The organism is Desulfopila sp. IMCC35006 (genome assembly GCF_005116645.1).
Taxonomy (GTDB): Bacteria; Desulfobacterota; Desulfobulbia; order Desulfobulbales; family Desulfocapsaceae; genus Desulforhopalus_A.
Window position 1 is genome coordinate 162,079 of record NZ_SWCM01000003.1, and the last position, 21,520, is coordinate 183,598.

Annotated in this window: 19 protein-coding genes and 1 tRNA gene; 14 read left to right on the plus strand and 6 right to left on the minus strand. The window is 51.6% G+C overall.

Annotation, left to right across the window (positions count from 1 at the left end; translation table 11 throughout):
• Nucleotides 1–8 precede the first annotated feature (8 nt).
• A complete protein-coding gene (locus FCL47_RS06950) occupies nucleotides 9–1,673 on the plus strand; it encodes an ATP-binding protein (RefSeq protein ID WP_136812762.1) in 1,665 nt (554 codons plus the stop codon).
• A gap of 114 nt (nucleotides 1,674–1,787) precedes the next feature.
• Nucleotides 1,788–3,026: a response regulator gene (locus FCL47_RS06955; RefSeq protein ID WP_136812763.1), complete on the plus strand. Its 1,239-nt coding sequence runs from the start codon at nucleotides 1,788–1,790 to the stop codon at nucleotides 3,024–3,026.
• A 102-nt stretch (nucleotides 3,027–3,128) separates the two neighbouring features.
• On the opposite strand, the gene FCL47_RS06960 is transcribed toward FCL47_RS06955, so the two are convergent.
• Nucleotides 3,129–3,521 carry a hypothetical protein gene (locus FCL47_RS06960; protein ID WP_136812764.1) on the minus strand — a complete coding sequence of 131 codons (393 nt, stop codon included), beginning with the start codon at nucleotides 3,519–3,521 and terminating at the stop codon, nucleotides 3,129–3,131.
• Between the two features lie 483 nt (nucleotides 3,522–4,004).
• On the opposite strand from FCL47_RS06960, the gene dtd reads away from it, so the two are divergent.
• The 4 genes from dtd to FCL47_RS06980 all read left to right on the plus strand — a co-directional run bounded on the left by dtd (nucleotide 4,005) and on the right by FCL47_RS06980 (nucleotide 9,528).
• Complete coding sequence (dtd, locus tag FCL47_RS06965) at nucleotides 4,005–4,454, plus strand: D-aminoacyl-tRNA deacylase (RefSeq protein ID WP_136812765.1); 450 nt, start codon at nucleotides 4,005–4,007, stop codon at nucleotides 4,452–4,454.
• A gap of 210 nt (nucleotides 4,455–4,664) precedes the next feature.
• Nucleotides 4,665–7,583, plus strand: a complete 2,919-nt coding sequence (locus FCL47_RS06970) for an insulinase family protein (protein WP_136812766.1) — start codon at nucleotides 4,665–4,667, stop codon at nucleotides 7,581–7,583.
• A 225-nt stretch (nucleotides 7,584–7,808) separates the two neighbouring features.
• The gene (locus FCL47_RS06975; RefSeq protein WP_136812767.1) at nucleotides 7,809–8,501 is read left to right on the plus strand and encodes an iron-sulfur cluster assembly scaffold protein; all 693 of its coding nucleotides are present in this window, start codon (nucleotides 7,809–7,811) and stop codon (nucleotides 8,499–8,501) included.
• A gap of 10 nt (nucleotides 8,502–8,511) precedes the next feature.
• A complete protein-coding gene (locus FCL47_RS06980; RefSeq protein WP_136812768.1) occupies nucleotides 8,512–9,528 on the plus strand; it encodes a GGGtGRT protein in 1,017 nt (338 codons plus the stop codon).
• Nucleotides 9,529–9,580: 52 nt separating this feature from the next.
• Here FCL47_RS06980 and FCL47_RS06985 read toward each other — a convergent pair whose 3' ends face one another.
• Both FCL47_RS06985 and FCL47_RS06990 read right to left on the minus strand, forming a co-directional pair.
• The gene (locus FCL47_RS06985; protein ID WP_136812769.1) at nucleotides 9,581–9,997 is read right to left on the minus strand and encodes a hypothetical protein; all 417 of its coding nucleotides are present in this window, start codon (nucleotides 9,995–9,997) and stop codon (nucleotides 9,581–9,583) included.
• Between the two features lie 36 nt (nucleotides 9,998–10,033).
• Nucleotides 10,034–11,047, minus strand: a complete 1,014-nt coding sequence (locus tag FCL47_RS06990; RefSeq protein WP_136812770.1) for an amino acid ABC transporter substrate-binding protein — start codon at nucleotides 11,045–11,047, stop codon at nucleotides 10,034–10,036.
• A 440-nt stretch (nucleotides 11,048–11,487) separates the two neighbouring features.
• Here FCL47_RS06990 and rsmB point away from each other — a divergent pair, with 440 nt between their 5' ends.
• The 4 genes from rsmB to FCL47_RS07010 all read left to right on the plus strand — a co-directional run bounded on the left by rsmB (nucleotide 11,488) and on the right by FCL47_RS07010 (nucleotide 15,099).
• Nucleotides 11,488–12,849, plus strand: coding sequence for a 16S rRNA (cytosine(967)-C(5))-methyltransferase RsmB (gene rsmB, locus FCL47_RS06995; RefSeq protein WP_136812771.1), 1,362 nt, complete (start codon nucleotides 11,488–11,490; stop codon nucleotides 12,847–12,849).
• 145 nt (nucleotides 12,850–12,994) lie between these two features.
• Complete coding sequence (locus FCL47_RS07000; protein WP_136812772.1) at nucleotides 12,995–13,588, plus strand: hypothetical protein; 594 nt, start codon at nucleotides 12,995–12,997, stop codon at nucleotides 13,586–13,588.
• A gap of 19 nt (nucleotides 13,589–13,607) precedes the next feature.
• Entirely contained in the window at nucleotides 13,608–14,708 is a 1,101-nt protein-coding gene (locus FCL47_RS07005) for a Xaa-Pro peptidase family protein (protein ID WP_136812773.1), read from the plus strand.
• A gap of 55 nt (nucleotides 14,709–14,763) precedes the next feature.
• On the plus strand, nucleotides 14,764–15,099 hold the full coding sequence (locus FCL47_RS07010) for a hypothetical protein (protein WP_136812774.1): 336 nt from the start codon (nucleotides 14,764–14,766) through the stop codon (nucleotides 15,097–15,099).
• 44 nt (nucleotides 15,100–15,143) lie between these two features.
• On the opposite strand, the gene thiE is transcribed toward FCL47_RS07010, so the two are convergent.
• Nucleotides 15,144–15,809, minus strand: coding sequence for a thiamine phosphate synthase (gene thiE, locus FCL47_RS07015; protein WP_136812775.1), 666 nt, complete (start codon nucleotides 15,807–15,809; stop codon nucleotides 15,144–15,146).
• A 406-nt stretch (nucleotides 15,810–16,215) separates the two neighbouring features.
• Here thiE and FCL47_RS07020 point away from each other — a divergent pair, with 406 nt between their 5' ends.
• Nucleotides 16,216–17,094, plus strand: coding sequence for a DNA ligase (locus tag FCL47_RS07020; protein ID WP_205747243.1), 879 nt, complete (start codon nucleotides 16,216–16,218; stop codon nucleotides 17,092–17,094).
• Nucleotides 17,095–17,187: 93 nt separating this feature from the next.
• Here FCL47_RS07020 and FCL47_RS07025 read toward each other — a convergent pair whose 3' ends face one another.
• Together FCL47_RS07025 and FCL47_RS07030 are read right to left on the minus strand one after the other, a co-directional pair.
• Nucleotides 17,188–17,568 (minus strand): Mth938-like domain-containing protein, encoded by a 381-nt coding sequence (locus tag FCL47_RS07025; RefSeq protein WP_136812776.1) that lies wholly within the window; start codon nucleotides 17,566–17,568, stop codon nucleotides 17,188–17,190.
• Between the two features lie 147 nt (nucleotides 17,569–17,715).
• On the minus strand, nucleotides 17,716–18,834 hold the full coding sequence (locus tag FCL47_RS07030; RefSeq protein ID WP_136812777.1) for a DUF2786 domain-containing protein: 1,119 nt from the start codon (nucleotides 18,832–18,834) through the stop codon (nucleotides 17,716–17,718).
• Nucleotides 18,835–19,059: 225 nt separating this feature from the next.
• Between FCL47_RS07030 and FCL47_RS07035 the strand changes: the two genes are divergently transcribed.
• The 3 genes from FCL47_RS07035 to FCL47_RS07045 all read left to right on the plus strand — a co-directional run bounded on the left by FCL47_RS07035 (nucleotide 19,060) and on the right by FCL47_RS07045 (nucleotide 21,491).
• The gene (locus FCL47_RS07035; RefSeq protein ID WP_136812778.1) at nucleotides 19,060–19,869 is read left to right on the plus strand and encodes a M48 family metallopeptidase; all 810 of its coding nucleotides are present in this window, start codon (nucleotides 19,060–19,062) and stop codon (nucleotides 19,867–19,869) included.
• A 64-nt stretch (nucleotides 19,870–19,933) separates the two neighbouring features.
• Nucleotides 19,934–21,235, plus strand: a complete 1,302-nt coding sequence (locus FCL47_RS07040; RefSeq protein WP_136812779.1) for a CBS domain-containing protein — start codon at nucleotides 19,934–19,936, stop codon at nucleotides 21,233–21,235.
• A gap of 181 nt (nucleotides 21,236–21,416) precedes the next feature.
• Nucleotides 21,417–21,491, plus strand: a tRNA-Gly gene (locus FCL47_RS07045).
• Nucleotides 21,492–21,520 lie beyond the last annotated feature (29 nt).

The window sequence follows — 21,520 nt, forward strand, 5'->3', positions numbered from 1 at the left end:
AAATACCATTGTTCGTAACTCTTGCCGAGGAGAGCAGGCATCAATCGATCCTTATCGAAATACTGCAAGCTGCACTTCAACCGAATCCATTCGACAAAAAAGCTGCGCTCATACTTGGGTCACTGCTGTGCCTGCCGCACCTGCGATTTGGCGCAAAAAGTGCTCTGTTTATCGTAGAGCAGGATTCGGCAACCCTCGCGCTCAAAGTTGCCAAAGGATTTTCTCAACTGGAAGCCGACACCTGCAGCACAATTCGAATCGGTGACTGTCATTGCGGGCGGACTGCAGAACATGGCAAGCTTACCTTTTTCAACAGTCCCCCCCCCCTGCTGGAGGGAATCACTCTCTCACCAGCGTTGCTCGATAAATGGCCTGGCAACTATTGCATCCCTCTCATCAAAGATGGACAATCATACGGGATACTGACTCTCTATGTGGACAGACTCCACCAACCTTCACCGGAGATAGACCAGCTCCTGGAAGCGGTGGCGCATATTCTGGCGATAATGATTGAAAACCAGCAAATGGAGCAGCAACTTATTCACCTGGTCAATGATCTCCGCAGCTCGATCGTCAGCCTGCGCGAGGAAAAAAAATTTTCCGAGTCCATTATTCAAGGGCTGCACCATGGCCTTCTCGTGGCTGGCCTTGATGGTAGAGTGAGAAAGAGCAATGCAATAGCCCAGTCTATTTTCAAGCCAATTACAGCTCATATCGACGGACAGCTGCTGAGAGATATTGTCGGTGCGGCGGCGGCAGACCTGCTCCTGACAGTTCTTCCGACGGACTCTGACCAGTTTGATCGGGAGTTGCTCTTCACCCCTGCCAAGGAGGAAAAAAAGATTCTCGGCTTCTCTAATGTCTATCAGGAAGATGCTGCAGGCAAAAAGATCGGGGTGATCATCTCCCTGGCGGATATTTCGGAAGTAAAATATGTCCGCCGGGAAATGGAAAAGATGAATCGACTTGCAACAATTGCCGAAATTGCCTCGGCGGTGGCCCATGAAGTTCGCAATCCTCTCGCTGGCATAAAAATTATGGCCCAGTCGATTGAAGAAGAGGCAAAAGACAATAGCGTGCAACTTGAATGCGCCCAGAGAATTGCCAGACAGGTGGATCGTCTGAACATCCTGCTCAGTGATTTCTTTTCGTATGCCCGCCCGGCAGAACCAAATAAACGCCCGACCTCCCTGGAAGCCGTCATTGTCGAGACAAAACCACTGATCAACAGCCGACTCACCAAAAACCACATCGAACTGCATGTGGATATCAGCCACGAACTGCCTAATATCATTGCCGACCCGCATCAGCTCCAGCAGGTTTTTCTGAATCTTTTCTTAAATGGCATAGACGCGATCAAGCAACAGGGCCGTATTGACATCAGGGCCAGTCTGCCTGACAGCAAACAACTGTATCAATATAGAAAAAGATACCCGGCCCTGCTGCAGAACATGCCCTATGTGGTCGTTCACTTCACCGACAACGGGACAGGGATGACGCCGGCAACAGCCGAACAGGTCTTCGAACCTTTTTTTACGACAAAAACTTCCGGAGCCGGTCTCGGTCTCTCGATCGTATATCGAACCCTCAAGGAAAATGACGCCGCTATTGTACTTGAAAGCATAGAGGGCAAAGGGACAACCTTTACCATATTTTTAAGGGCGGACAGGTAAATAAATGATAGACTCCGACTCCCGGTTTTTCCTGTCTGGATACCGGATCTCAATGCAATTCTCAGCCCAACCGCACAAAACCCGGTCGGGCCTGGGAGAATAAATGGTGACAATATGAAAAGAGTACTGGTGGTTGATGACGAAGAAGATATGCTCTGGATGCTGCAGAGAAATCTCAACAAGGGCATGGAGGATGTCGAAATTCTCGCCGCCAAGTCCGCCGAAGAAGCCCTGGCGATTCTAAGCGACCGCCCGGCGAACCTCGTTATCACCGACATAAATATGCCGGGAATGAACGGGCTTGATCTCCTTATTGAAATAAATAACAGGTTTCCGGCAACTGGCGTTATTATCATGACAGCCTACCCGTCAAATGCCTATGAGAACAAGGCAATGATGAGCGGCAGCCTGCGTTTTATCGAAAAACCATTTGACATCAACGATGTACGGACAATTGTCAAAGAGGCTCTCAAGGTCAACGAAGGTTTCCAGGGGACCGTCGACGGTGTCGATTTGATCGATATTGTCCAGTTCAACTCTCTCTCCAGGGCAACCGCCGCCCTGAAAGTCACCACGGGGGACCGGGAAGGAATGATTTTCTTCAAGGATGGAGCCGTTCTCCATGCCATGTGCGGCCAGGAAACCGGGGAAAGCGCTTTTTTTACCATCCTCGGCTTTAACGGAGGCTCCCTGCAGAATATCCGCGGGGTGCAGCCCCCAATCGTCAGTATCCATAAGAGCATTGAAGGCCTGCTTTTTGAGGCTGCAGTCAACAACGATGAAAAATCCGCTGCCGAAAACGGTTCTGCCGATGATGCCCCTTCATCCGACGCAGTCGCCCACCGTTCTGATGACCAACAACCGGCTACCGCAACATTAGAAGAACTGATCACCAACATTGACCTGGATACAGCTGGCGACGCGAAACCACCAGCCCGAAATGATGCCGACAGCAGGGAGGATAGACCGACCACTTCACCTGAGGAATTTGAGATGACGGAGATTCAGAGTATACTCGCGGAATTTACCAATATTGAAGGCGTCCACACTGCGTGCCTGATTGGCAGGGACGGTTTTTTACTGGACAGTCTCGCCCGCCCCGGCATTGACGCCGAAATGATCGCGGCCATCGCCTCCTCCGGCTTCGGTTCTGCTGAATCGATGGGCAGTCAACTTGGTCAGGGTGAGCTGCGAATTACCTTGTTCGAGTTTGAAAACGGCCCGGTCCTGTTTGCTCCGGTCGGCAAGGACGCCATCCTGGTGATCGTCGCCGACCTTGACACCAACCTCGGGTGGATCAGGATCAGTATTAAGAAAAATTCCAAAAAAATACAGGCAGCGGCGTCGCTGTAAGACACCTTTCATAAGCAACGATCTTCAATACCCCCGTGCGGGGGTATGCGTACCTTACGGATGATTTTCTTGTAAAAAAGCAACAAAATCATCCGTAAGATATTAATAGTTTTTCGCGAAATAGGTGGCAAATCCGGCAAACTGGGTCTCGTATTTTTTCATCAGCAGTCGCGCCTTGGCAAGCCATTCCTCTTTGGTTGTCATCAGGAAAATAAAAAAAGGCTGTGTGGCGTCATGGCGGATGATAAAATTATAATTGCGGGTGGTGATCAGGATATCTTCGACAATTTCATCATCGGCCAGCAGACTTATGGCTTTGACATTGGATTTTACAATGGATGCCAGATACGCAGCCGCAACAGCGGGTTCAACATCGTCTCTCCGGCTGACTTCGGCAATGGCCATCCCGTCTTCTACGGTCACCACGGCTACAGCCAGGATTCCGGGGAGTTCTCTCGACATCTGGTCGATGAGGTTCTGCAGCAATTTAATCATGTTTTTCCCTGTATACTTGCCAGATGGGCAATGGTGTTTTTTACAAGTGACCTATATTGTGAACGAACGTTCGCCAACTTTTTGCAGTTGACCGGCATAAGATCGATTATATCATCTGCCTGAATCAATATGAAATAATTTCTCACGGCAGACCATTGCCAACCCCGCCCAAAAGCGTTGCGGGGCTCTTTTTAGTACTCGCTTGTCGGGTATAAGTTCCTTCACGAAATAAATATCTTGCAAAGAGCGCAAGATATTGGACACTTGGTCATTAACCCCGCTCAAAAGCGTTGCGGGGCTCTTTTTAGTACTCGCTTGTCGGGTGTAAGTTCCTTCACGAAATAAATATCTTGCAAAGAGCGCAAGATATTGGACATTTGGTCATTAACCCCGCCCAGAAGCGTTGCGGGGTAAGTTCCTTCACGAAATAAATATCTTGCAAAGAGCGCAAGATATTTATTTCTAAGTCACTAAGGAGAATACATGAGGATTGTGGTACAAAGAGTTCGTCGGGCAACTGTCACAATAGAGGGTGTGGTCCATGGTACAATTGCCCAGGGAATGGTGGTTCTGCTTGGCATTCGGCACGGCGACACAGGTACGGACCTGCAATGGCTGGCGGAAAAAGCAGTCAATCTGCGGATATTTGCTGACCAGCAGGGGAAAATGAACAGATCGCTTGCAGACATTGATGGTGAAATGCTTATCGTCTCACAATTCACGCTGTACGGTGATTGCCGAAAAGGCAGAAGGCCCGGATTTTCCGCAGCAGCCCCTCCGGAAATAGCCGAACCGCTGTACCGTCAATTTATCGAAGAGGTACAAAAAATGGGGATCAGGGTTGCCACCGGTATCTTCCAGGCGGCCATGGAGGTCGACTTGATCAATGACGGTCCGGTCACCTTATTGCTCGATTCCGAAAAACAATTTTGATGGCGTCGTAAAAATTACCCAAAGGGTATAGCAATCTTCATCTGCTTCGTTGCTGCAATTTTTCTATCATTACGACGTACTCGGGTACGTCGTAATGATAGAAAAATTTTACGCCTCGCCTATGAAGTTTTTTACTTAGCCATCTAAGGACTGGTTTTTTTACGACACTATCAATTTTCATGATCATTCATTTAGCCCAAGGATTTTTCAATGACATATACGCCAGGCTCTACCTATTCAGGTTTTATCCTCAAAACCCATAAATATATCCAGGAAATTGCATCCGATGTGTATGTATTTGAACATGCATTGCTTAAATTCCCCCTTCTGGCGATCAAAAACAACGATCCCAACAAAACCTTCTCCGCCGCCTTTAACACCGTGCCCACCGACTCTACCGGAGTCGCCCACATTCTTGAACATTCGGTGCTGATGGGATCAAAAAAATATCCGGTGAAAGATGTCTTCGGCGAAATCAACAAAGGCGGCCTGACGACCTTTCTCAACGCCATGACCGGGGCTGATATCACCTATTACCCTTTTGCCACCCGCAATTTAAAAGAATATTTCAATATCATGGATGTCTACTGCGACGTGGTTTTCAACCCGCTGCTGGCCCGCTCGACCTTCGAACAGGAGGGATGGCATTATCACCAGGAAGGTCCGGATGAGCCCCTGAAGTTTCAGGGGGTAGTGTACAATGAGATGAAGGGGGCTTTTTCCGATCCTATCCGTTTTCTTTTTCATCACATCTTTGGCGGGCTTATGCCCGGCTCGACCTATGCCCATGAATCAGGCGGCGATCCGAAAAACATTCCCGATCTCAGCTATGAGCAGTTCTGCGATTTCCACAAAAACCATTACCATCCGTCAAACGGATTCTTTTTCGTTTATGGCGATGCCCCGCTTGAAGACGAACTGGAGTTTTTGCAGCAGAGATTTTTTTCCACCTTCGACAGTCCCGTTGCCCAGGCAGTTATAGAAAATGGAGAGCTCCCGACCGAACCGGTCTTCATTACCGACACGTATGCAGTCGACTCCACCGATACCGCCGGCAAGACCTTTCTGGCTGTCGGCACCAATATCTCTACTGTTACTGAGCGTGAGGTAAACAGCGCCTTCCAGATTATTGCCAACATCCTTTTCAATTCAGACGGCTCGCCGCTGAAAAACGCGATCGTTTCCAGCGGTCTCTGCAAGGATTTCGGCGGCTTTTATGTCGCGACATCCTCTTTCAGGACCCTGATGGTCACCTATCTGGTTGGCAGTGAGGCGGAACATCGCGACAGCTTCCTTAAGCTGTACCGGAGTTCTCTGTTAAAGATGGTGACAGAGGGTCTTGACCGGGATCTGGTTCTGGCCGAGCTGAACAAATTCGAGTTCAATTTCCGCGAAGAAGCCAGCAAACCCCAACGGGGACTTGATCTTATCGGCAAGGCGATGACCGGACTGAAATATGACACAGATCCCATTGCCCATTTAATGAATGAAAAACTTGTCCAGACTCTGCGTCACAAAGCACTGAACGAAGGCTACTTTGAAGAATTAATCAAAAAATTTCTGCTCGACAATCCTTCCACCGTCACCGTGACCCTGGTACCCGATCCGGAAAAACAGCAAAAGACCCAGGCTGAAGAACAGCAGCGGCTCTCAGCATATGATGCGACAGTGTCGGAGGAACAGAAAGAAGAAAGGATAGCTCGAACAAAACAGCTCATGCAGGAACAGCAGCAGCCAAACAGCGTTGAAACACTTGCCCTGCTGCCCCAGCTGAACCTTACCGACCTGTCGACGAATATCGACTTTCACACCGTCGTCCCGACAGAAATGTTTGGCAGCGAGGTGCTCGTCAGTGAACTGACCACCAACCATATTTCCTATATCGATGTTGGTTTTGATATATCCAGCCTGCCTGCCGATCTTCTCCCCTGGCTCGACCTGTTTGGTACCATTGTCACTGAAATTGGCACAAAGAGGCTCAATTACCAGCAGTTTGCCAAAGAAATTGCCACGTGCACCGGTTCTTTTTCCCATTCCCTGACGAGCTACACCAAAAGAAACAGCCAGGAGACAACCCTGCCGGTTTTCTGGCTCCATATAAAATGTCTGCCGGAGTATCTCGAACAAGCCCTGCAGCTGCTGGCGGAAATATTTTCCTCCGTTTCATTCGCCGACCGTGCCAGGATTCGAGAAATAGTCGGTCGCGAATTTGCCTGGGCTGAGCACTCGGTTCAGAGTGAAGGATACAACCTCCCGGCGACCCGTGTTTTCGCCCATCTCAGTATGGCGGGCAGATATAATGAGATGTTTAACGGAATTACCTCATATCTGGCGACAAAGGACCTCGCCCTGAATTATACCCAGAAAGAGGAACATTTCCTGGCTGCCTTAAAAAACATTTCTACTCTGCTCTTTAACAGAAACAACCTGTTGCTTGGCGTGACTGCGGATAGTCAGGAGCTGGGTCACCTGGCAAAAGCTGGCAGTTGCCTGATCGATGCCCTGGCCGACACCCCGGTTACAAGATATCCGCTCCCTGAACTGCACATAGCCGACCACGAAGCCTTCATCACCGCCGCTGAAGTGGTTTTTGCCGTTCAAGGAGGGAACCTGCTGCCAAAGGGCCAGGGATATAACGGTCATTTCGAGGTTCTGAAAACCTATCTCTCCCGGGATTACTTATGGAACACCGTGCGTCAGCTGGGCGGAGCATACGGCTGTTTTATCCAGTTTGGCCAGATCAGCGGCAATCTCGCCTTTGTCAGCTATCGTGACCCGCAAGTCAAAAAAACCTATGATGCCTACAATGGTGTGCCGGATATCGTTGCCCGCCTGAATTTACCGGACAAAGTGATGGAGCAGCTCATCATCGGAACCTATGGCAGCTTCGATCCCCTGCGCAGTGCCGCTGCCAAAGGCGCTACCGCCAGAAACGACTACCTGAACGGTATCGATGTTGAATATAAACAGCAGCGCCTGAAAGAGATTACCGCCACGACTCTTGCCGACCTGCGCAGTTTCGCTCCGGCTTTTGCGGACATGATCCCCAGAAGCCACCGGGCCATTATTGGTAACCGTGCCAAGATCGAAGCGGATCGATCACTTTTTGACAGTCTCACCGAACTGTAATTGCCAATCCTGCGCACGCTCCTCCTTACCTGGTCAACTGCCTGGGTGAGGAGAAGCTTTCCCGCCCCTTGCGACTCTTGTAATTTGTTACAATCCTACTATAATAGTCCCGCCGTAGAGAGGGAGGTGCCAGGCCGCTGCCTGAAAAATGCAACGCACCCGGCCTGGGTCTCCCTAGTTTTCGAAGATCATCAACAGAACTATTACTTCGCTTAGGAGAAAAGAATGCAATACTCTTCTGAAATAAAGGAGATGTGCCGGGTGGCCCAGGGGACGAATCACGGTCCCGCCCCTATTCCGCAGGAAGGTGCCTGGACTCAGGCCCGGGAGGTCCGCGATATCAGCGGACTGACCCACGGCATTGGCTGGTGCGCCCCGCAGCAAGGCGCCTGTAAACTGACCCTCAATGTAAAAAGCGGCATCATCGAGGAAGCCCTGATCGAAACCATCGGCTGCACCGGAATGACCCATTCGGCCGCCATGGCCTCGGAGATCCTGCCGGGCAAGACCATCCTGGAAGCCCTGAATACCGACCTGGTTTGCGACGCCATCAACGTCGCCATGCGGGAACTCTTTTTACAGATTGTCTATGGTCGCAGCCAGTCTGCTTTTTCCGAGGGTGGTTTACCCGTCGGCGCCGGCCTGGAAGATCTCGGCAAAGGATTACGTTCGGTTTGCGGCACAATGTACGGCACCAGCGCCAAAGGCCCGAGATACTTGGAAATGGCGGAAGGTTATGTGACCAGCATCGCGCTTGATGCAAACGATGAAATTATCGGCTATGCCTTCGTCAGCCTCGGCAAAATGATGGACGCCATCAAAAAAGGCGTGGACGCCGAGCAGGCATTGCAGGAAGCCTCCGGGACCTACGGCAGATTTGCCGATGGTGTTAAAACTATTGATCCACGCAAGGAATAAGGAGAAGAACATGGCACTGTTTGAGAGTTATGACAGGCGGATCAATCAGATTATTCCTGTCCTGGAAAAATATGGCATGAAAACCCTCGAGCAAGCAGGGGAAGTCTGCCGGGCATATGATGTGGACGTGGCAAAGATCGTCAAAGGTATTCAGCCGATCTGTTTTGAAAATGCAGTATGGGCCTACACCCTGGGCGCGGCCATCGCGATCAAAAAAGGCCAGACCAAAGCCGCGGAGATCGCGGCAACACTTGGTGAAGGATTGCAGGCTTTCTGTATCCCGGGTTCTGTCGCCGACGACCGCAAGGTCGGCATCGGCCACGGCAATCTGGCCGCCATGCTCCTCACCGAAGAGACGAAATGCTTTGCCTTTCTGGCCGGCCATGAGTCCTTTGCCGCGGCAGAAGGCGCCATCGGCATCGCCCGCTCAGCCAACCGGGTGCGCCAGACGCCGCTGCGCGTCATCCTGAACGGGCTCGGCAAAGATGCCGCGAAAATCATCTCCCGGATCAATGGCTTTACCTATGTACAGACCAGCTTTGACTATGCAACCGGCACACTGAGCGTCGTATCGGAAACAAAATATTCAGAGGGAGAACGCAGCAAGGTCCGCTGCTTTGGTGCCGATGATGTCCGGGAAGGCGTCGCCATCAATCATATGGAAGGCGTTGATGTCTCCATCACCGGCAATTCCACCAATCCCACCCGATTCCAGCATCCGGTGGCCGGCACCTATAAAAAAGAGTGCCTTCAGCAAGGCAAAAAATACTTCTCGGTAGCCTCGGGCGGCGGCACCGGCCGGACTCTCCACCCGGACAATATGGCGGCAGGTCCAGCCTCCTACGGCATGACCGACACCATGGGGCGGATGCACTCGGACGCCCAGTTCGCCGGATCGTCTTCCGTTCCGGCCCATGTAGAAATGATGGGACTTATCGGCATGGGCAACAATCCGATGGTCGGGGCGTCTGTATCCGTAGCTGTGGCCCTTGAGCAGGCAGCCAAGGCAGTCAAGGCGGGCAGGTAACAAGGCAAAGGAGACCGCCAGCCGAAAAGCGGCGGTCTCCCTGCCGAGCAGATTATTTGCGATCCGGTGCAGTCATTTGATGAATCCTGGCCTTAGCGTTTTCGTACCATCTTTTTGAGGTCTCTTTGGTTTTCTGCCAGAAGCCCTTGCTCTTTACCGCGGTCTCTGTTGCCACATCCTTGGAAACCTCTACAGTTTTCTCAGCCACTGCAGTGCTTTTTTGCTTGGTCTTGTCCCAGACTTCCGTCCCTTTTTCTTTGGCACCGCCTACAGCCTCAGCGGTTTTTTCCTTGGTCTTTTGCCAACTTTCTTCCGAGGCATTCCCCACTGCCTTGGCCGCCTCGCTGATCTCCTTGCCGGCGGCATCCCATTTTCCAGGTTCCTCCCCGCTCCAGACCTTAACAGAAACAAGGAGCAGACAGGCAAGGACAACGATTACTTTAAAACGAATATGTGTGCGACTCTCCATAAGATCTCCATCTAATTTTTTAGCGCTGCATGTGTGTTACTGGAGCGGGGGTGCATATTGCAGCCCGCCTCGCGTCCAGAGATTATTCATTCCCCGCTCTATCTTCAAGACAGACATCGACCCGACATTTCGCTCAAAGACCTCTCCGTAGTTCCCGACCTGGCGAATAATCTGCAGAGCCCAGTCATTTTTCAGGCCAATCCCCCTTCCACCAGCCCCCTCTCTCCCTAACAATCTTTTTACAGCGAGAATATCACTCAATTTCATCTCGTCGAGGTTTCCGGAAGTAATTCCCAGCTCTTCACTGTTCACCATGGCATACAGTGACCACCTGACAATATTCAGCCAGGTATCGTCGCCCTGCCGGACAACCGGGCCGAGAGGGTCTTTAGCGATAACTTCGGGGAGCACCTGCGCACCGTCCGGGTTGGCAAGACCCAGCCGGATACCGTACAGCTGCGACTGCTGCATCGTGAGCATATCGCAGTCTTCCCGGTCAAATCCTTTCACGGCAAGGTCGACGGTGTCATAGGGAACAATGCTGTATTCAATGTTATTTCTGGTAAGATAATCGATTATATGAGGTTCAAAATCGGTGTCGACAGGGCTGCAGAGCTTCACCTGGCGCAGATCAGCCAAATGCTGGATATTAAGTTTTTTAGAAATCAACACGCCCTGGCCGTCATAGTAACTGATACCGGCGAAATGAATGGGAAGGGCCGAATCCCGGGTAAAGGTCCAGGTTGAATGCCGTGAAAGGATGTCGATCTTCCCGGTTAATAGCGCGGTAAAAGACTCGTTTTCCGCAAGCGGTATACATTCAACTTTTTTCGCATCACCCAAGGTCGCTGCCGCCACCGCCCGGCAGATGTCCACATCAAGACCGGTCCATTTACCAAGGGCATCGACACTCGAAAAACCGGGCGATCCGGTGGAAACGCCGCACAGGACAAAACCGCGTTTGATCACTTCTTCTCTGGTGTAGGCTTGTGCCATACCCGCAAAAAAGACTATTGCCAGCAAAGCAGCAAGACAACTATTTTTTGTCATAACGTTATGGGAGTCAATTATTTATCTGATTACCCCTCAAGCTCAGCTTGTCGAAATGGAAGGGTGTGGGTTGTTTGTTTTACGGGTCTCTGCAGCCAAGGATGGCTGCAGCGAAGCCCCCAGGGATGGGTTTACGGCGTCCCGGGAAACGAACAGCCCACTCCCTGGTTCAGTAGCTGAACATTAGGGGTAATCACAATTATTTATATTTTATGGCCAGAACTGCCGTATTGAAAAAAACATACCAGCCGGTTACGGGATTGTCCACCGAAAGCAAATGTTTGGTCAAACGACTGCCCCGATACCTTCTTTTTCCATTTCCCTTAGACAAGATAGTTGCTACATTGCCCCTACCCTCGTCATAAGGGGGAATGACGCCCCAGACCGCAGCAACCACTCTGGATATACGCCTGATGCCAATTCAATACGGTTAAAAGACCTTGCCCAAACAACAATCAAGAACCGCCCGTTATACCGCCATTGAGACACTCTGCAACCTGTACCGAAGCCAGTCTCCGGTCAAGCCGCTTTTTGATCGGGTGGTGCAGAAATACAGTCTGCCGACCAATGAACGGAGCCTCGCCATGCAAATGGTCTACGGGGTCCTGCGCCATCGGCAGTTTCTCGATAGAATCCTGGAGCTTCTCTCCCGAACCCCGCTGCGCAAAGTAGACCCATTCGTCCATCAGGCACTCGCAGTAGGTCTGTACCAGCTCTTTTTCCTGCACCGTATCCCGGAGTCAGCAGCCGTCAATGAAGTTGTTGAAAGCTGCAAGGTTGCCAAGGTTCCCCAAAGACTGCATGGCTTCGTCAACGGTATCCTGCGCCAGGCTATTCGCCAAAAAAAGACGCTTGCGGTCCAGGCGCAAACCGACAACAGCGGCCGGCCGATCCTCAATCATCCGGACTGGCTCATCCAGCGATGGCAGCAAAATTTCGGCTCCGCGGAAACTGACAGAATTTGCCGAGCCAACAACAGTGAACCAACGCTGGTGCTGCGCGTCAATAGCGCCAGGATAACACGAGAAGATTTCTGCCGAATACTCGATGCGGCCGGCATCACAAGCCAACCGGGAAGATATTCCCCGGAGGCGGTGAGTTTGCCCGAATTTCACGGTTCGATTACCTCTTTGCCAGGCTATGATGAAGGATTTTTTCAGGTTCAGGACGAGGCTGCCCAGCTCGCCACCACGCTGCTTGGCCCTTTTTTCCCGGCAGGGGAATATCTTGACGGCTGTGCCGGTCTTGGCGGCAAAACCTCCCATCTCCTGCAGCTGGCAAAGCTGCACGATCTCCGGATCACCGCAGTGGAACCTGAACCGCAGCGATTGAAAAAACTGCAGGACAACATTGCCCGCCTCTTTCCCGACAGCAGATTAATCATCCATGAAGGCACCCTGCAACAGTTCTCAACCCTGTGTGCTGCCGATTTTTTTCACGGCATCCTGATCGATGCTCCGTGCTCCGGCACCGGTGTCACCGGGCGACACCCGGATATTCGCTGGAACAGGCGACCGGAAGAGCTGATGCGTTACCAGCTGGAACAGATACACCTGTTGTCACTCGCCGCCACGCTCGTCAGGCAGAAGGGGGTGCTGGTATACGCCACATGCTCTCTTGAGCCGGAAGAAAACCAGCAGGTCGTCCATGAATTTTTGCGAATCCACCCGGACTTCGCCCTTACCGATTGCTCCCCATATCTCCCGGAATCTGCCCGCCAATTTATCGAAAATGATTTTTTCATCCCCCATCCCTCCGCAACAATTGACGGTTTTTTTGCAGCACGAATGCAGCGTACCTAGCCTTTCTGACTGGATTTTCTTTGCCAATGGGTATGGTCTGTTGTACATTCTGCCCCATTGATTATTTACAACTCATGCGTACTCTTTTTCTCCAACAAACCTTACCTGCAGTCTACACAGGTTTTCTCAACCAAGGACAGATAGAATGGCCGAAATTAAAAGTACAATGGACATGGTACTGGAGCGTGCCGCAAAAATGGCCGCCGCGGCACAACCGGATGCCGACAATGAAGATCTCCTCAAGACAGGCATGCGGCTTGCCGCCGAGTATCTCAACCAGCAGGAGACCGATCTCGCCCAGTTGCTCGCCGCGCAACCGGCCAAGGACCAGGTAGCGATACGAAAAGGAATGGCCCAGACCCTGCTGCGCAACATCGTTCTGCCCCGGGATGCCCAACTCCAGGCATCGGGAAAAATAGCCCTGAAGGGAGTCCTGTCCCTCGGTGGCAAGAGCGGGGAGATCCAGTCAATCTGCCAGGAATTATCACAAATACTTGAGCAATATGGTCAACATAAGGAACAGATGACCAGTCAGCTCGAAGATGCCATCAGGGCCCAGCTGGAGCAGCAGCAGATGGCCCATGGCCAAAAAAGTAAAACCCCCGTCAACCCGGCGATGCATCCGCAGTACCGGGAAGAACTGGGAAAAATGTTGACCAGCCTGAACAATCAATACAACGACGCCATGAAGCAGCGCAAGGAAATGATTCTCCAACGATTTTCTCCCGTTTCCCAGTGACCCGGCAGACAGAACGCAGATGGATTACCAAAAGCGGATAAAAAAACTTCAGGAAAAACTGCGACGAAAGAAAGTTGACGCTTTGCTGGTCAGCCAGCCGGAAAATCGACGATACCTGTGCGGCTATCGCAGTGGCGACCATGGCATAGGCGAATCCTCGGGCCTGCTGCTGGTCACGGCCAGGGGCAAGGTGTACCTGCTCACCGATTTTCGCTTCAAATTGCAGGCGCAACAGGATGTCCCCTGGGCTGAGGTAGTCTTGTACCCCAAGGGAGTGATGCGACTGCTGAATCGGCTGCTGCCCGAGCTGGCAATTACCTCCCTTGCCTTTGAGAGCGACTACACCCTCTATTCCGTTGCCGATAAGCTTTCGACAACTCTTGGCAAAAAGGGCATAAAAATGGTGCCGACCAATGGTCTGGTGGAAACCATGCGGGAGATCAAAGATGAGCAGGAAATCAACCTGATCCGCAAGGCTGTACGTCTCAACGAGGCTGTCTTTACCGACATCCACAATGCGCTCAGCAGATATAGTACGGAAATCGATATCGCCCTGGCCATAGAAACCACAATGCGCCGCAAGGGGGCCGAAAAACCGAGTTTTTCGACCATCGTTGCCAGCGGCGCCAACGGGGCCCTGCCCCACGCAGTGCCCGGTAACAGTGCGTTAGCCCAAAATGGTTCCCTGACCATTGACATGGGACTCATCCTCGATGGCTATTGTTCGGACATGACGCGCAACCTGGTGGTCGGCAAGCCGGATCAACGCTATCTTGAACTGCACAGACTGGTGCGCAGGGCCCAACTGGCCGGGGCTGCAGCGATCCGGGCCGGAGCCAGATGCTCAGACGTCGATAAAGCTGCCCGCGATGTCATTGCCGATGCGGGCTACGGGGAGTACTTCGGCCATTCCCTGGGCCACGGGGTCGGCCTTGCCGTCCACGAGGAACCGCGACTTTCAACGCGCAGCAATAAAATCCTTAAGGCCGGAATGGTTGTCACCGTCGAACCGGGAATATATATTCCCGGCTGGGGCGGCATCAGGCTGGAAAATATGTATGTGGTGCGCGAGGATGGTAGTGAGAATCTGAACAGCGATACCACCTGGCTCGATCTATAGAAAACACCACCGCAAACTTTCAGCCAATGGCTGATATTTTTAAACAGGAACACCTATGCGACAATTCGTCATCGATGAACTCTCCCCCATGGAGCACGACAACATCGACTCGTATCTGAAAAGATCGATACAACGCGGCCCGATGATCGGGCTGTACTGGCTGCCGCTGCCCGAGGATCTGCTTTCACAAACCCAGCTGGAACACAGGGAACAACATGGTCCTTTTCATCTGGCGGTCGAGTTAACCAACACCGCGGTCAAATTCGAGCTGCTGGTTCGCAGCAAGGTCAATCTGCACTGCCATTGCATCGCTCACGCAACGCCGGCACAGCGGCAGTTTGTCCTCGATTATATCGACAAAATGGTCACCGAGGAATTTATAAAATCGTAAAGAAAGAAGAGGACCTGCATCCGTTCTATGGATCGTACCCAGTTTCAGGACCTGGAACAACCGGCAAATGCCGTGTTGAGTTCAGTGATCGTCTCCGCAATATCAGGTGCACCGACAATTTCGGTTACCAGACAGATATTTTTGGCGCCGCGCTGTATGATCTGGGCAATATTTGCACGTTTGATACCGCCGATGGCCACAAAAGGCAGAGAAATATTTTCAACCACCCAGTCGAGATAGGTAAATCCAACAGCATCGACGACATCGTCTTTGGTTTTGGTGGCAAAGATGGGACCAACCCCGATATAGTCGGCGCCTGCCCGCACTGCCTCTTCAGCCTGCCTGGGGGAATGTGTGGAGAGCCCGACTATTTTATTCCTGCCGAGCAATTTTCTCACCGCCCCCACCGGCAGATCATCCTGACCGACATGAACGCCATCCGCATCAACCAATAACGCCACATCCACGTAGTCATTCACGATAAATGTAACGCCGGCCGCACGGGTCAACTCCCGGATCAGTGTGCATTCTTCAAGGATTGTCCGGTAACTTTTATCGGCCCTTTTCTCCCGGTACTGGATGATTTTGACACCACCCTGAATCATCTGTTCCACTACCTGGATGTTGGTGCGTCCGGCCGAAAATTTTTCCGCGGTAATACCATACAATCCTCCCGGCAACACCCTGTTTTTTCCTTCATATCCGCCCATAACATACTCCTTTTCAAAACACAATTCCCATCATTGCCGCATCTGCAGCCACCCTATGGTCTGGTATCTCCCTGTCGGAAAACAAAAAAGCCGCCTTTCCATGTATACGGGAAAGCGGCATCCGCTCGTAATTCGTGTTCTAAAACCTCGGTTTCAGGCAGGCCGCTTCCATTCGCCGGCATGTCCCGGCTCAGGTGCCTAGGGTTGTATACCATCCTCTTTGCATGCACTGCACCTCTCACCGTACAAATTTCCTTATTCGACTCAGTCGATTTTGTCAATGCATCTTCTTTTCTGGAAAAACCGTCTGTAAGAAATTAGCCAGATTCTCCTGTTATTCTCAGAGAGACAGCAAAGATCACCTCATGGAGTTGGACAAAACCAAGGAATCTTATGGAGGGATGAGATGTTTTCCGACTATGGTAAACAATGGGAAATACCACCGGCAATGCTGCAAAAAATCTTCTGCCAGTTACTTTGCATCGGATTATTTCTGCCGGCTCCGTCATACGCCAACGACCTGATGCTGCCGGAGGTTTATAACGGCCAGGTCGATGTTTCCGGCTGGCTGATGAGTGAAAAACTTGATGGGGTGCGCGGCTATTGGGACGGCAAACGGCTGCTGTCGAAAAATGGCACGGTCTTTTCTCCCCCGGCAGCATTTGTCCGTGACCTGCCGACTTTTGCCGTGGAAGGGGAGATCTGGGGTGGACGGGGCAGTTTTGAGCAGACCGTGGCGATCGTCAAGAAAGAGGGGCCCCATAACGGCTGGCAGCAACTCAGGCTGGCCATCTTCGATGTGCCCAACGCACCTGGTGGTTTTACCGAGCGAATTGCCAAAGCCGAAAAGTGGTTTGCCGCCCATCCCTCCGCCTATGCCTTCGTCATCCCGCAAACCATCGTTGGCGACCCAACAGACCTGTCCCGGCAGTTGGCGGGGATCGAAAAACTTGGCGGGGAAGGACTGATTGTCCGTAAACCCGATGCTCCCTACGCCGCCGGCCGCAGCACCGAAATTCTCAAGGTGAAAAATTACCAGGATGCCGAAGCGGTGGTTGTCGCCCACCTGCCCGGCAAAGGCAGAAACACCGGGCGACTTGGCGCCCTGCTGGTTGAACTTGACGATGGCAGACAATGCCGGATCGGCGGTGGTTTCAGTGATGCCGAAAGGCAATCACCACCACCGATCGGAGCCGTTATCACCTATAAACACTATGGCACATATCAGTCCGGCCTGCCTAAATTCCCATCCTTTTTGCGTATTCGAGGGGATGAGGATTTATAATGCAAGGTGCTGTTGGCTGATAATTAACACACCGTTTTATATGAATTAGTCTGTTTTAAATGCAGCCACTACCCTTTGGCTGACGTGTCGGTTTTAGCAGGTCGAATGGAAGAGACCGCCTACCGGCACCCCTTTTGCCACATATTCGTTATAGATCTGTATTGCTTTTTTGGTACTGGCAACAACCACCTCTATTGAGTGGCCGCTCAAGGCATCGATCGTGGTCTGCGGCACTTTGAGCCTTTTCAATCTACCGGTGGTCAGTACCACCACCTGGCAGCCTTTGGCGATGAACTCCTCGACATCGCCGGGCTGAATACCCTGGTTGTGACTGGTCCCATACTCTGTCCAGTCCCAGGACCTGCCGCCTCCGGGCCATAGTTTGAAATCTTTGCCCCTGCCAAGTATTTCAACCTCAATGTTGCCCCAGCCTGAAGAGAGAATCCGGGGTGAACGGCTTGTCATTTCTTCCATATCCATATCTCATTGCAATGCCTTGCGGTGTTTAGTTGATCTCTGGCTTGGAACTCTTTTTTCTACTCCCGGTAAACGGGAAACAAGCCGGGATAAGTACCTTGAGACAGAAGATATACTGTAAGGTACTAATATAAAGAGGCTTGGTCACGGCAGCAATCCGCCGAAGGTTTTATTTTTATCGGCGAGACCTTCTGCAAAGGAAATCGTTCTACCCGTCTCCACGCCCTCATTGTAGGTATGTTTATACACCCTGGCACCACTTCTGGCGGCCTTTCTGAGTCGGGGGAAGCGCATGTCGACAAAATGCGTCAGCCTTTGTTCCTCGGCAACAATCAGCTCACCCAGGTGCGGTCGACTGTGCACGTCATTTTTTGTTTTTCTCTGCGCCTCCAGTTTCTGTGAAAAACCGCGAAGCAATCCAAGATAGTAACTGTTTTTTTCGGTTCTGACCGATCCTGTAAAACGGGATTTGTGCAAAGACCACAGCGAGGCGAGCCTGTTTTCCAGGAAAAAATAACAATATTCGGCAATGGCCACATTTTCTTTCGTGCCCATAAGTTCAATGGTTTTATAGGTATCGTTGCGCAAGGGATCATAGAGACTGGCCAGAACAACCCTGACAAAGAAAAAATCATGCAGGATAGTGCAGATTCGTCTTTGATAACTTTCTATCCGTTTTTTTTTCCGGTCAATTACGCCACAACCGTAACGAAACTCGACAGCATTGCCGAGCTCTTCGATATGGTATTTTTCAATCAGATCGTTCGCCTTCTGCATCGCCAGCGCCGCCTCATGCTCATTGGCAGACTGGGAGAGCGCCAGAAGTTTGGCCACCCTGGCCATGCAGGCCTGGCCGCGTCCGGAGATTTTTGATCCGGAAGTTGCCTGCTCCACCATCTCGATCATGGCCGACCCGGCGCGACGATATTCCGGCAGGACCCCCAGGCGCTCACATGCCCGCTGAAAATCGTCCCCATGGGGCGTACCGATACTGTGCAAAAGTTCGGCGCAGAGCTGATGCGCCATCTCATGTTTTAGAACCTGGATCGTCACCGACCAGGAATAATTAAGGATCAAATGACGGCTGAGCCGCAGGGTTCTGGTATCCGAACACCAGGCGCCGAGCTCTTTTCTGGCCTCGGAAATTTCAAAGACCGGTGGCCTCAGGGGCAGGTTATAAGTCAGGCAGATTTCGGTAAATTCAAGCTGCAGCTGCTGCAGCCAGAGATGCTGCAGCCTGTCCATAGTAATATTTCCGGTCATTGAGGCCCTGTTGATACGTAGATTTCCTTTTTTCCAGCCGACGCTGCCAGAACGCCAATGCCATCATGCGAAAAAGCAGCAATGGGGTTTAATTGTCAGAACCTTGCATTCCCCTTGTCGCATGGATATTTTAGATGGTATAATTCGATATTGATGATCGACTGCCCCAAATACCAGGCATCCTTTAAACTATACCATACCTGATTTTCTGTAAAAGGGTCTACCATGAAAAAACTGTTCATCCTCCTGGCTCTCTTTGCCCTCTCGGCCTGCGCCACCAGCCCCACCGGACGTTCACAGCTCATGCTCGTGTCGCCGGAACAGGCCATCAGCTCCTCTCGCGAGGCGTATGTCCAGACCCTTCTCCCCCTGCAAAAAGAGGGGAAGGTCGACTCCAGTCCAACAACTTCCAAACGGATTAAACTCATTACCGGCCGGATTATCGCCCAGGCTGTACAGCGTTATCCACACACCAGAAACTGGGAATGGACAGTCAAGGTCATCGATGATCCGGAGACGGTCAATGCCTGGTGTATGGCGGGAGGCAAGATGGCAATCTATACCGGGCTGATCAACAAGCTGCAGGCCACCGACGATGAGATCGCCCAGGTCATGGGCCACGAGATTTCCCATGCGCTGGCCAACCATACCGCAGAACGGATGTCCATGGCCCTGGCCACCCAGCTCGGCCTGTCCGGGGTAGCAATTGCCGCAGGGGACAGTGTTTATAAAGGCGCCATCCTGAGCGGCAGTTCTCTGGCCGCCGCAACTGCCGTAACCCTGCCAAACAGCAGAACATCCGAAACAGAAGCCGATCAAATGGGCATTGAACTGGCCGCACGGGCGGGATATGATCCCAGGGCGGCGGTAACACTCTGGCAGAAAATGGCCAAGGTGGGTGGCAACAGCCCACCGCAATTCCTCAGCACCCATCCCTCTCCTGCCAATCGCCAGCAAAGACTCGGCGTTCTTGCGGAACAGATGATGGTCTACTATCGCGACACATCGACACGACCGGTCTATCAACTCCAGTAGTTTTGCCGTAATATTGGTTTCAACACAGTTTGCGGATTTTCTTTATTTTTGACTGGCCTGCACAATGCTTATCGCAACGACCCACAAGAACACCGACTTCGATGGCCTCGCTTCTGTTATTGCTGCGACTCTCCTCTATCCCGGCTGTGTCGGCGTGGTCCCGAAAATGACCAACAAGAATGTCGAGCAGTTTCTGTCAACCCATAAGACAGCTTTCAATCTCATCCTACCCCATGAAGTTCCGCACGATGATGTAAAAAAGTTGATCGTCCTCGATACGGACCAGTGGCAGCGCCTGGATCGCCTGGATAAGCTGGCAGCCAGGCAAGATCTGGAAATTGACCTGTGGGATCACCACATGATGGGACGCGGCGATATCGTACCGAGCTGGTCCTGCAAGGAACAGATCGGCTCAACGGTGACACTGCTCGTACGTGAGATGAAGAAACGCCGGCTGGCACTGACGCCACTCGATTCAACGGTCATGCTGATCGGCCTGTATGAAGACACAGGACATCTCTCCTACCCCTCAACTACAGCAGAGGACGCGCGGGCGGCGGCCTATCTGCTTGATCACCGGGCGGATCTCAATGTGGCTGCTTTTTTCCTCAATCCGCCATACGAAGAGAATCAGAAAGAGATCCTTTTTGAAATGATGAAAGAAACGGAAAAATTCACCATCAACAGAAACACGATCGGCTTTAACACTATAAGCCTCGACAAAAAAGTTACCAACCTGGCGGCGGTAGTAAATATGTACCGCAAGATTGTCAATGTCGATGCTCTTTTTGTGATTTTTACCAATGACGACAGAAATACCATCATTGGTCGCAGCGGTTCAGAAAATATCAATGTCGGCAAGGTGCTGGCGGTTCTCGGTGGAGGCGGACACGCCGGAGCAGGGTCAGCGACGGTCAAGAGCGGCGATATGTCTCCGCGACAGATCAAGAAAGCGATTATTGCCGGGCTGGCATCGGACAAAACAGAAAGCGCCAGGATCTCCGACATCATGTCCTTTCCGGTGATCTCCGTGCCCCCTTCAACGCCGATGCGGGATGTTCAGTCCTTGATGGCTGCCAAAAAGATCAGAGGCATCATGGTCATGGAAGATGATGAGATTCATGGCATTATTGTCTTGTGGGATTTCAAGCGGGTCAAAAAAGAACAGCATTGGGACAGCCCGGTCAAGGCATTCATGGCCAGGAATATTGTCACCATCGCCCCTGGTGCCGCCCCGTCGGTTGCTGCCGGCATAATGATTGAAAAAGATGTCGGCTACCTTCCGGTGGTTGAAAACGGCAAAGTAATAGGAATTGTCACCCGAACCGACATCCTCACCTATTATTACGACCTCCTGCCGGAATAACACATTGCATGGCAAGGAAAGAACAACCTGCAGGTCATAAAAAATCTGATTATCACTCAACCTCAAATCAATGGGGAGATGAGGTGGTCTTCTGTGCTGAACTTTAGTAGTCAGCACAGAAAATAATGATTGACTTCAGATTGACGTTCTGATAAAAAAAACTTCCTTTCGCCAAAAATGAGCGGGAATAACTCAGTGGTAGAGTGCAACCTTGCCAAGGTTGAAGTCGCGAGTTCGAATCTCGTTTCCCGCTCCATTTTTCTCATGTCGGCTTTTGCAGCAACG